This is a genomic window from Streptomyces sp. McG3, assembly GCF_018619185.1.
In the GTDB taxonomy this organism is placed as follows: Bacteria; Actinomycetota; Actinomycetes; order Streptomycetales; family Streptomycetaceae; genus Streptomyces.
In genome coordinates this window covers 1-10,242 of sequence record NZ_JAAXYC010000291.1, presented here as the reverse complement: position 1 = coordinate 10,242, position 10,242 = coordinate 1, and the positions used below count along the sequence as shown (strand labels likewise).

The 10,242-nt window shown below is 73.7% G+C and carries 7 protein-coding genes and 1 pseudogene; 4 read left to right on the top strand and 4 right to left on the bottom strand.

From position 1 onward, the window contains the following. Positions 1-173 precede the first annotated feature (173 nt). Positions 174-368 carry a DUF3046 domain-containing protein gene (locus tag HET64_RS31545; RefSeq protein ID WP_215110567.1) on the bottom strand — a complete coding sequence of 65 codons (195 nt, stop codon included), beginning with the start codon at positions 366-368 and terminating at the stop codon, positions 174-176. A gap of 79 nt (positions 369-447) precedes the next feature. Here HET64_RS31545 and HET64_RS31540 point away from each other — a divergent pair, with 79 nt between their 5' ends. Next, on the top strand, positions 448-1,362 hold the full coding sequence (locus tag HET64_RS31540; protein WP_215110566.1) for a hypothetical protein: 915 nt from the start codon (positions 448-450) through the stop codon (positions 1,360-1,362). 64 nt (positions 1,363-1,426) lie between these two features. Here the strand turns inward: HET64_RS31540 and HET64_RS31535 are convergent, their stop codons facing one another. From HET64_RS31535 to HET64_RS31525, 3 genes are all read right to left on the bottom strand, one after another. Then, entirely contained in the window at positions 1,427-1,732 is a 306-nt protein-coding gene (locus tag HET64_RS31535) for an AzlD domain-containing protein (protein WP_215110565.1), read from the bottom strand. Beyond that, positions 1,729-2,562, bottom strand: a complete 834-nt coding sequence (locus HET64_RS31530; RefSeq protein WP_215110564.1) for an AzlC family ABC transporter permease — start codon at positions 2,560-2,562, stop codon at positions 1,729-1,731. The genes HET64_RS31535 and HET64_RS31530 overlap by 4 nt, the downstream gene beginning before the upstream one ends. Positions 2,563-2,700: 138 nt before the next feature. Continuing rightward, on the bottom strand, positions 2,701-3,549 hold the full coding sequence (locus HET64_RS31525; protein WP_215110563.1) for an AraC family transcriptional regulator: 849 nt from the start codon (positions 3,547-3,549) through the stop codon (positions 2,701-2,703). Between the two features lie 102 nt (positions 3,550-3,651). On the opposite strand from HET64_RS31525, the gene HET64_RS31520 reads away from it, so the two are divergent. From HET64_RS31520 to HET64_RS31510, 3 genes and pseudogenes are all read left to right on the top strand, one after another. Next, positions 3,652-8,337: a DEAD/DEAH box helicase gene (locus HET64_RS31520; RefSeq protein ID WP_215110562.1), complete on the top strand. Its 4,686-nt coding sequence runs from the start codon at positions 3,652-3,654 to the stop codon at positions 8,335-8,337. A 228-nt stretch (positions 8,338-8,565) separates the two neighbouring features. Then, positions 8,566-9,307, top strand: a pseudogene (locus HET64_RS31515) (DNA-formamidopyrimidine glycosylase family protein). Between the two features lie 36 nt (positions 9,308-9,343). Then, positions 9,344-10,108 carry an SDR family NAD(P)-dependent oxidoreductase gene (locus HET64_RS31510; RefSeq protein ID WP_215110561.1) on the top strand — a complete coding sequence of 255 codons (765 nt, stop codon included), beginning with the start codon at positions 9,344-9,346 and terminating at the stop codon, positions 10,106-10,108. The last annotated feature ends 134 nt before the right edge of the window (positions 10,109-10,242 follow it).

Genomic DNA, 10,242 nt, shown 5'->3' with positions numbered 1-10,242 from the left:
GGGATGCGGACGGCTGGGCCGGGGCGGTCTCGTCTGTCGATGACACGGGACAAGTCTGGCCCATGCCGCCGGCCGCCGGTCCCCCGCCCCGAGCCGACCATTCCGGTTCCGTCCCGGTTCCGATCCCGCCCGGAACGGGGTTCAGCGCTCGCCCACCGGAACGCACCCAGGCTTCAGCGCCTGTCGGCCGGAACGTCCATGGCCCTACAGACCCCGCGCCAGACGTCCTTGGCGTCCCAGCCCGCGTCCAGGGCCTGGTGCACCGTGCGGCCGCCGAGTTCGGCCATCACATGGTCACGGGCGAAGGAGTCCGCGTACGCCGCACCGAAGTGGTCAGCCATCCGTTCCCAGAAAATCGTCAACCGCATGCCACCAGTATCCCGCTCCTGAGAGTGCAGCCGGTCCGCCGGGCATGTGCCGGACGCCTTTCCCCTCTACGGTCGGTCCATGGCTGGAACCGGAGCAAGCACCCTCGCGCGAGCCGAGCAGTTCATCTGGCTCACGGCCCGTGTCCTCGAACAGCGGAGGTTCGCCCATGGCTTCCTGGACGGAGATCCCGACGCCGTCGAAACGGCCCTCTCCGCCTATCAGAACGAGGACGGCGGCTACGGCCACGCGCTGGAACCCGATCTCCGGGGTCCGGTCAGCCAACCGCTGCACACCGCCCACGCACTGAGCGTTCTTGATGCGATCGGTCGCTGCGCCGGACAGCGCGTGGAACGGATCTGTCGCTTTCTGACCGATGTGTCAACCAAAGAAGGCGCGCTTCCCGCTCTGCTTCCTACCCAGCGCGGGTATCCGGCGGCGCCGTTCATCCCCATCGTGGACGACCCTCCGGCGGAGCTGCTCGCGACCGGCCCGGTCGTCGGGCTGCTGCACGGCAATCAGGTGTGGCACGCCTGGCTGTTCCGGGCGACGGACTTCTGCTGGAGTGCCGTCGAGGCTCTGGAACAGTCCCATCCCTATGAGATCGAGGCCGCGGTCGCCTTTCTGGACTGCGCCCCGGACCGGGCACGCGCCGAGGTGGCGGCCGGCCGGCTCGGCCGCCTGGTGCGCGAACAACGGCTCGCGGTGCTCGATCCCTCCCGGCGGGCGGAGTACCCGGTGGCGACGGGGTACGCGCCGGGCGAGCACCACTTCCCGCACGACTACGCCCGTACGCCCGGGTCCCTGGCCCGCCGCTGGTTCACGGACGAGGAGCTGGAGCGCTCGCTCGACCACCTGGCCGCCGAGCAGCAGGACGACGGCGGATGGCCGGTGACCTGGCGTCAGTGGGCTCCGGGAACCGCACTGGAAGGACGCCCCCTGGTGACGCTCAGGGCCTTGGGGACGCTCCGCTCGTACGGTCGTCCGCTCGGCTGACCGCGTGTCCGGGTGTGGCGGACGGATCCCTCCCCCGCGTTCGGTTCTCGGGCGTTCGGCTTGCTCAGGCCAGTGCCCGGACGCCGGCCGTGACCAGGACTCCCGCACCGACGACGACCAGGAAGGGAGCGCGGAGGACCAGGGCGAGTGCCGCTGCCCCGAGACCGGCGGCGCGGGCGTCGAGGACGAGCTGCTGCCCGTCGCCGAAGGTCTGCTGTGCGGTGAGAGCCGCCAGCAGCGCCACGGGCAGCAGGGCGGCCATCCGCTGGACCAGCGGCCGCTCCAGCACACCCGCGGGCACCAGCAGGCCCACGAGCTTGGCGAGGTAGCAGCCCGCCACGGTCAGTCCGATGGCGATCCAGACGTTCATGGGTGCCGCTCCTCCTGCTCCTGCTGTGCCGTCCTATCCTGTCGGGTCGCCACGCCGTCCTCGGGGTTCGGTCCCCGTTTCGTCCGCCCCATGAGGAAGAGGACGACGGGTGCCGCGAGCGCCGACAGCAGAACGGGCACGCCCGCCGGCAGAACGGGCAGCAGCGTCAGCGCCAGCAGGACGGCCAGCCCCGCCGTGACGCGTTCGATGGTGCTCTTGAGCATCGGCGCGAGCAGCGCGAGGAACACCGCGGGACTCGCCGCGTCCAGGCCCCACGCGTCGGTGTCGCCCAGCGCCTCGGCGCCCAGGGCGCCCACCAGGGTGGTGAGGTTCCACAGCACGTACAGGGTGAGTCCGGTGACCGTGAAGCCGATGCGCGCGGCCCGCCGGGTGGGCTGGGGCAGGGTGACCGCGGTCGTCTCGTCGATGACCCAGTGGGCGGCGAAGGGCCGTACCGCGCGGGGAAGCGCGAGCAGTTGCGAGAGCCGCAGGCCGTAGAACGCGTTCCGGACGCCCAGGAAGAACGCCCCGGCCGCCGCGGTGTAGGGGTTGCCGCCCGCGGCCAGCGCGCCGACCAGGGCGAACTGCGAGGCGCCCGTGAAGACGAGAAGACTCAGGACGCAGGTCTGGAGCAGGCTGAGGCCGGAGCCCGCGGAGGTGACGCCGAAGGCGAAGCCGGAGAGCCCGACGGCGATGCCGACGCCGAGCGCGTCGCGGACGACGGCCGCGTCCGGCTTGTCCGGAAGGGCCTCGGCCCGCCGGCCGGGCGGACCGGGCGATATGGCACCGGGTGCACCGGTGCTCCCTGGGGGTGCTGTCTGTTCTGCCACGCCCGGAACGCTACGGGGATCACCGGGGCCGGGTCTTGTACGTTCTTGCACACCGGTCGGCACTTTCCGCGCAGGAACAGTCGCGAGCTGTACTCCCGCTGACATGTTCCGCGTCATCACCGGTACGTTCTTGCGCCCTCACCGTCCGGGCCGCAGCACTCCGCGCTCACGCTGGTAGGCGCCGGGCGGCACACCCACGATCCGGGTGAAGTGGCGATTGAGGTGCGGCTGATCCGTGAAGCCGACGGCGGTCGCGGCCTCGGCGGGAGCGACACCGGCGTCGAGCATGCGGCGGGCCCTGCGCACCCGGGCGTCGGTGAGCCACGTGTGGGGCGGCATCCCGTACTCCTTCTTGAACGCTCTCAGCAGCGCGAACGGGCCGGTGCCCAGCTCGGCGGCGAGCGCCTCCAGGGTGGGCGGGGCGGCCATGCGCTCCTCCAGCGCGGCCCGGGCGCGCACGGCGTTCCGCGCACCCCCGGCGTGCGTGGCCAGTCCGGGCAACGGGCTGCCGTGCCGGCTGAGGAGCCGGGTGACCAGGACCCGCAGCAGGCTGTCGGCCGCCAGCGCGTTGCCCTCCTCCGCCGCCCGGTGCACCTCGGTGATCAGCCGGGAGGCGTGGGGGTCGGTCACCCGGGTCTCGGCGAAGCCGACCGTGCCGCGCAGGGACGTCACCTCGGCCGCGATGTCGTTGACGACCTGGGCCGACGGGTAGAGCGTGGCGTACGCCCAGCCTTCGGGCGCCCCGGAGCGGGCGGTGTGCGGGACCTCCGGGTTGATCATGACGACGGTTCCGGGGACCGCGTGGACCGTGCCGCCCGGCAGCCCCACGTCCTCCACCCCGCCGGTGACGGCGCCGAAGACATAGCCCTCGTGGCTGTGCCGGGGAAAGGTGTGGCGGACATACCGGGCACGCAGCAGATCGAGGTCGGGCAGCGCGGCGTACTGCCAGTGCCGTGCCCATTCCTCCGTGCCGTCCGCTCCCGTCATGCGGCCATTCTCGCAGGTCCCGGTCGTGCGCCACCGGCTGAGCGGGCTGCCGCGGGCGGTGTCACCGGCCCGTTGTCAGTGCCGGGGTGCACGATGGTGAGCATGACCGGATCCGCGCTCGACGCGTTCTCACCCGCGACCCGCAGTTGGTTCGCCGGGGCTTTCAGCGCACCCACCGCGGCGCAGGAGGGCGCCTGGCGGGCCATCGGCGAGGGCAGCGATGTCCTGGTCGTCGCGCCGACCGGTTCCGGTAAGACACTGGCCGCGTTCCTCGCCTCGCTGGACCGGCTGGCGGCCGAGCCGCCGCCCGCCGATGCGAAGAAGCGCTGCCGGGTGCTGTACGTGTCCCCGCTCAAGGCCCTCGCGGTCGACGTCGAGCGCAATCTCCGCTCGCCGCTGACCGGCATCCGCCAGGAGTCGGTGCGCCTGGGCCTGCCGGAGCCGGAGGTGCGGGTCGGCATCCGCTCCGGAGACACCCCGCCCGCCGAGCGGCGCTCCCTGGTGACCAGGCCGCCGGACATCCTGATCACCACGCCCGAGTCGCTGTTCCTGATGCTGACGTCCTCCGCCCGGGACGCGCTGGCCGGCGTCGAGACGGTGATCCTCGACGAGGTGCACGCGGTCGCCGGCACGAAGCGCGGCGCCCATCTCGCCCTGTCCCTGGAGCGTCTCGACGAGCTGCTGCCGCGTCCCGCCCGGCGCATCGGCCTGTCCGCGACGGTCAGGCCGGTCGACGAGGTGGCCCGCTTCCTGTCGCCGCAGCGCAAGGTGGAGATCGTCCAACCCCGGTCCACCAAGGAGTTCGACCTCTCGGTCGTGGTCCCGGTCGAGGATCTGGGCGAGCTGGGCGGCTCCCCCGCCACGGACGGTGACTCCGGCCAGGCGGACAAGCCCTCGATCTGGCCGCATGTCGAGGAGCGCATCGCCGATCTCGTGCAGTCGCACCGCTCCACCATCGTCTTCGCCAACTCCCGGCGGCTGGCGGAGCGGCTGTGCAACCGACTGAACGAGATCGCGTACGAGCGGGCCACCGGCACCGCGTTCGACCCCGACGACCCGGCCCCCGTCCTCCCGGAGGCGCACGCCCCCGCCGAGATCATGGCCCAGTCCGGTGCGGGCAGGGGCGCTCCCGCCCTGCTGGCCCGCGCCCACCACGGCTCGGTCTCCAAGGAGCAGCGGGCCCAGGTCGAGGAGGACCTCAAGGCGGGCCGGCTGCCCGCCGTGGTGGCCACCTCCAGCCTGGAGCTGGGCATCGACATGGGCGCGGTCGACCTGGTGATCCAGGTGGAGTCCCCGCCCTCCGTCGCCTCCGGCCTCCAGCGGGTGGGCCGGGCCGGGCACCAGGTGGGAGCGGTCTCCACCGGGGTGGTCTTCCCGAAGTACCGCGGCGATCTGGTGCAGGCCGCCGTCGTCACCGAGCGGATGCGGACAGGGGCGATCGAGGCGCTGCGCATCCCGTCCAATCCGCTGGACGTCCTCGCCCAGCAGTTGGTCGCCATGGTGGCGCTGGACAGCTGGCAGGCGGACGACCTGCTGGCCCTGGTCCGCCGGGCGGCCCCGTTCGCCTCGCTCCCCGAGTCGGCGTTCACCGCCGTGCTGGACATGCTCGCCGGACGCTATCCCTCCGACGCCTTCGCGGAGCTGCGCCCCCGGGTCGTGTGGGACCGCGTCGGGGGCACGGTCACGGGCCGCCCCGGGGCGCAGCGGCTGGCCGTCACCTCGGGCGGCACCATTCCCGACCGGGGGCTCTTCGGAGTCTTCCTCGCCGGGGCCGACCCGAAGAAGGGCGGCGGCCGGGTCGGCGAGCTCGACGAGGAGATGGTCTACGAGTCCCGTGTGGGCGACGTCTTCACCCTGGGCACCACGTCCTGGCGGATCGAGGACATCACCCGGGACCGGGTCCTCGTCTCGCCCGCCCCGGGCGTTCCGGGCCGGCTGCCGTTCTGGAAGGGGGACCAGCTGGGCCGTCCCCTGGAGCTCGGGCGGGCCCTGGGAGCGTTCCTCCGGGAGATCGGCGGACTGTCCCAGGAGGACGCCCGGCTGCGCCTGCTGGCCGCCGGGCTCGACGACTGGGCGGCGGACAACATCCTGGCCTATCTGGACGAGCAGCGCCGGGCCTGCGGCCACGTCCCGGACGACCGGACGATCCTGGTCGAGCGGTTCCGGGACGAGCTGGGCGACTGGCGGGTCGTCGTGCACTCCCCCTTCGGCGCCCAGGTGCACGCCCCCTGGGCGCTCGCGCTCTCCGCCCGCCTCGGTGAGCGCTACGGGATGGACGCCCAGGTGATGCACGCCGACGACGGGATCGTTCTGCGGCTGCCCGACGCGGACATGATGGGCCTGGACCTGCTCGATTTCGACGCCCCGGAGCCCCCGGACAACGGGAACGGCGGACCCGCGCCGGGAGCTGTGGCGTACGACAGCGACCAGCCCCCGGTGGCGGCCGCCGACGTCGTCTTCGACCAGGGCGAGGTCCAGCAGATCGTCACCGACCAGGTGGGCGGATCGGCCCTGTTCGCCGCCCGGTTCCGGGAGTGCGCCGCGCGCGCCCTGCTGCTGCCCCGGCGCTCCCCCGGCAAGCGCACTCCTCTCTGGCAGCAGCGCCAACGGGCCTCCCAGCTGCTCCAGGTCGCCTCGGAGTTCGGCTCGTTCCCGATCGTTCTGGAGGCCGTCCGCGAATGCCTCCAGGACGTGTTCGACGTCCCCGGGCTCACGGAACTGATGGGCGACCTGGAGGCGCGCCGGGTCCGGCTGGTCGAGGTGACCACGCAGGAGCCCTCGCCGTTCGCCCGCTCGCTCCTCTTCGGATACGTGGCGCAGTTCCTGTACGAGGGCGACTCACCCCTCGCCGAACGGCGCGCCGCCGCCCTCTCCCTGGACTCCCACCTCCTCGCCGAGCTGCTGGGCCGGGCGGAGCTGCGCGAACTGCTCGACCCCGAGGTCCTCACCGAGCTGGAGCGGGAGCTGCAATGGCTCACCGAGGACCGGCGGATCAAGGACGTCGAGGGGTTCGCCGACCTGCTGCGCGTCCTCGGTCCGCTCACCGGCGCCGAGCTCGCCGAGCGGGGCGCCGAGCCGTCCTGGGCACCGGAGCTGGCGTCGGCCCGCCGGGCGATCCAGGTCCGGATCGCCGGGGCCGATCACTGGGCGGCGATCGAGGACGCGGGCCGGCTCCGCGACGCCCTGGGCACCGCGCTCCCGGTCGGCGTGCCCGAGGCGTTCACCGAGCCGGTGAAGGATCCCCTCGGCGACCTCCTCGCCCGCTTCGCCAGGACGCACGGCCCGTTCACCGCCGCCAGGGCCGCCGAGCGCTTCGGTCTGGGCACCGCCGTCACCGACGGGGCGCTGCAACGGCTGTCGGCCTCCGGCAGGACCGTCCAGGGCGAATTCCACCCGGCGGGCATCGGTCAGGAATGGTGCGATGCCACGGTGCTGCGCCGGCTCCGCCGCCGTTCGCTGGCGGCGCTCCGCCAGGAGCTGGAGCCGGTGCCGCCCGCGGCCCTCGCCTCCTTCCTCCCTCAATGGCAGCACTTCGGCTCCAACGGTCTGCGGGGCATCGACGGGCTGGCCCGTGCCGTCGAGCAGCTTCAGGGCGCTCCCGTCCCCGCGTCGGCGCTGGAGAAGCTGATCCTGCCGAGCCGGGTCATGGGCTACGCCCCGGCGATGCTCGACGAGCTGACGACCACGGGCGAGGTTGTCTGGGCGGGCGCGGGGGCGCTGCCCGGCAAGGACGGCTGGGTCTCCCTCTACCTCGCCGACAGCGCGCCGCTCCTCCTGCCTCCCCCGCACCCGCTGGAGCTGTCGGCGCTCCACGAGTCCGTGCTCACCACGCTCTCCGGTGGGTACGGCCTCTTCTTCCGGCAGATCGCCGACCAGGTCCGAGCCACCACCCACCCGGACTGCACGGACCAGCAGCTGGCCGACGCCCTGTGGGACCTGTCCTGGTCCGGGCGGCTCACCAACGACACCCTGGCCCCGCTGCGCTCGCTCCTGGGCTCGGGGCGGACGGCGGGCTCCACGGCCCACCGCTCCCGGCGAAGCGTCCCGCGCGGGCGCTACGGCTCGCTCACCGCAGCCGCCCGCCCCGCGTCCCGGACCGGCCCGCCGACCGTATCGGGCCGCTGGTCCCTGCTGCCCCCGGCCGAACCGGAACCGACCCACCGCGCCCACGCCCTGGCCCGGACCCTCCTCGACCGGCACGGCGTGGTGACCCGCGGCGCGGTGCAGGCCGAAGGGGTGGAGGGCGGCTTCTCCGCGACGTACCGCGTCCTGGCCGCCTTCGAGGACAACGGGCAGGCGCGACGCGGCTATGTGGTCGAGGGGCTCGGGGCCGCCCAGTTCGCGATGGACGGCGCGGTGGACCGCCTGCGGGCGGCCTCCACGGCCCGCGACCGTCGGGATCCGGACTCCGCACCCCAGGCTCTGGTGCTGGCCGCGGCCGACCCGGCCAACGCGTACGGCGCGGCCCTGCCGTGGCCCGAGTCTCCTGACGGCGCCGGACACAAGCCGGGCCGCAAGGCAGGGGCGCTGGTGGTCCTCGTCGACGGCGAGCTGACGCTCTACATGGAGCGGGGCGGGAAGACCCTCCTGGCCTGGCCGTCCGACCCCGAGGCCCCGGCCCTGCGGGCGGCGGCCGAGGCCCTGGCCGCCTCGGCCCGCGCCGGCGCCCTGGGCACGGTGACGGTGGAGCGGACGAACGGGGTCTCCTCCCTCACCTCGCCGCTGGGCCGGACGCTGGAGTCCGCCGGGTTCCTCGCCACTCCGAGAGGCCTGCGCCTGCGCGCCTGACCCGAGCCACCGCTGATCCGAGATGCCGCCCCGCCCGTCCCGGGCCCGACACCTCGGCGTGCGACACCTCGGCGTGCGACACCTCGGCGGACGGCACTTGACGCGCGGCACGTCGGTGGACGGCGACCTGCCCCGTCCGGCCGACGCCACCGCCCCCGGCCGGACGCCACCCGACCCGACGGCGGGCCGCCATCGCACGAACGCCCCGGCCCGGCCCATCATGGAGGCATGCCCGAAGGAGACACCGTCCTCCAGACCGCCGCCCGGCTCCACGAGGCGCTGGCCGGGCACGTGCTGACCCGGTCGGACCTGCGCGTCCCCCGTTTCGCCACCGCCGACCTCTCCGGCCGGACCGTCCTGGACGTCACCGCCCGCGGCAAGCACCTGCTGACCCGCGTCGAGGGCGGCCTGACCCTGCACAGCCATCTCCGGATGGACGGCGCCTGGCGGGTGTACGCCCCGGACGAACGCTGGCGGGGCGGCCCGGGGCACCAGATCCGCGCGATCCTCGGGAACGCGGAGCACACTGCGGTCGGCTACCGGCTCCCGGTGCTGGAGCTGCTGCGCACCAGCGAGGAGGACCGGGTCGTGGGCCATCTGGGCCCTGATCTGCTGGGCCCCGACTGGGATCCCGGCCTGGCCCTGGACCGGCTGCACGCCGCACCGGAGCGCCCCCTCGGCGAGGCGCTCCTGGACCAGCGCAATCTGGCGGGCATCGGCAATGTCTACAAGTGCGAGCTGTGCTTCCTGGCCCGCGTCACGCCCTGGCTTCCCGTGGGCGCGCTCCCCGACGGCGTACTCCCCCGGCTCGTCACCCTGGCCGAGCGGCTCCTGCACGCCAACCGGCGACCGGGTGCGTGGGCGGGCCCGTCGTCCCTGTCTGCGCTGCGGAACCCCGATCCGTCTCGCCGACCAGGACGACCGCCCCACCTACTGGTGTCCCGGTTGCCAATCAGGACCGACCCCCTAGTTGACGCACCGTCAGATATGGTCGTACGGTCCCGTCATGCCTCTCTCCGCGTACGACCTCACGGGCCGCGCCGCGTTCATCACCGGCGCGGCGAGCGGCATCGGGCGGGCGAGCGCCCTGCTGCTCGCGGAGGCCGGGGCGACGGTGCACTGCGCGGACCGCGACGAGACGGGCCTGCGCCGGACGTACGACCTGATCGCCGACGCGGGCGGCAGCGCCCGGACCCACCCTCTCGACGTCACCGACCGCGACCAGGTCCGTGCGGCCGTCGGCGCGGCCGGGGATCTCGACGTCCTCGTCGCCTCGGCCGGGATCATGCACACCAGCAGCGTGCTGGATACGGCGGACGAGGACCTGGACCGCGTGCTGGCCGTCAATTTCAAGGGAGTGCTGTACGCCTGCCAGGAAGTGGCCCGCTCCATGACGGCCCGCTCCGCCCCCGGCTCGCTGATCACGATGGCGTCCGGCGCGGTGGACTCGGCGAGCGCGGGCCTGCTCTGCTACGGCGCCGCGAAGGCCGCCGTGGTGCAGCTCACCAAGACGCTCGCCACGGAGCTGGGGCCTCACGCCATACGGGTGAACGCCGTCGCGCCCGGCTGGATCCGTACGCCCATGACCGACCGGCACGATGCCTCGGGTCAGCACCGGGCCGAGGCGACGATGGCCCGGATCTCCCCGCTGGGCCGGGTCGGCGAACCGGAGGACGTCGCCCATACCGTGCTGCACCTGGCCTCGGACGCCTCGGCCTTCATGACCGGTCAGATTCTCCGGCCGAACGGCGGCGTCGCCATGCCCTGGTAGACCACCGCCGCGCCGACGAACCCAGCGAGCCCGACGGTCCGAGCAGAACCGACCGCCCCGACGGCCTCACCGGCACGACCGACGCGACATGGACCGGCAGCAGGCTCAGCCCCCAGCCCCCCGCCGCCACAGCC

Coding starts and splice junctions, on each gene's coding strand:
- HET64_RS31545 (WP_215110567.1), bottom strand. CDS start 368: ATGCGGTTGACGATTTTCTGGGAACGGATGGCTGACCACTTCGGTGCG.
- HET64_RS31510 (WP_215110561.1), top strand. CDS start 9,344: ATGCCTCTCTCCGCGTACGACCTCACGGGCCGCGCCGCGTTCATCACC.
- HET64_RS31520 (WP_215110562.1), top strand. CDS start 3,652: ATGACCGGATCCGCGCTCGACGCGTTCTCACCCGCGACCCGCAGTTGG.
- HET64_RS31535 (WP_215110565.1), bottom strand. CDS start 1,732: ATGAACGTCTGGATCGCCATCGGACTGACCGTGGCGGGCTGCTACCTC.
- HET64_RS31540 (WP_215110566.1), top strand. CDS start 448: ATGGCTGGAACCGGAGCAAGCACCCTCGCGCGAGCCGAGCAGTTCATC.
- HET64_RS31525 (WP_215110563.1), bottom strand. CDS start 3,549: ATGACGGGAGCGGACGGCACGGAGGAATGGGCACGGCACTGGCAGTAC.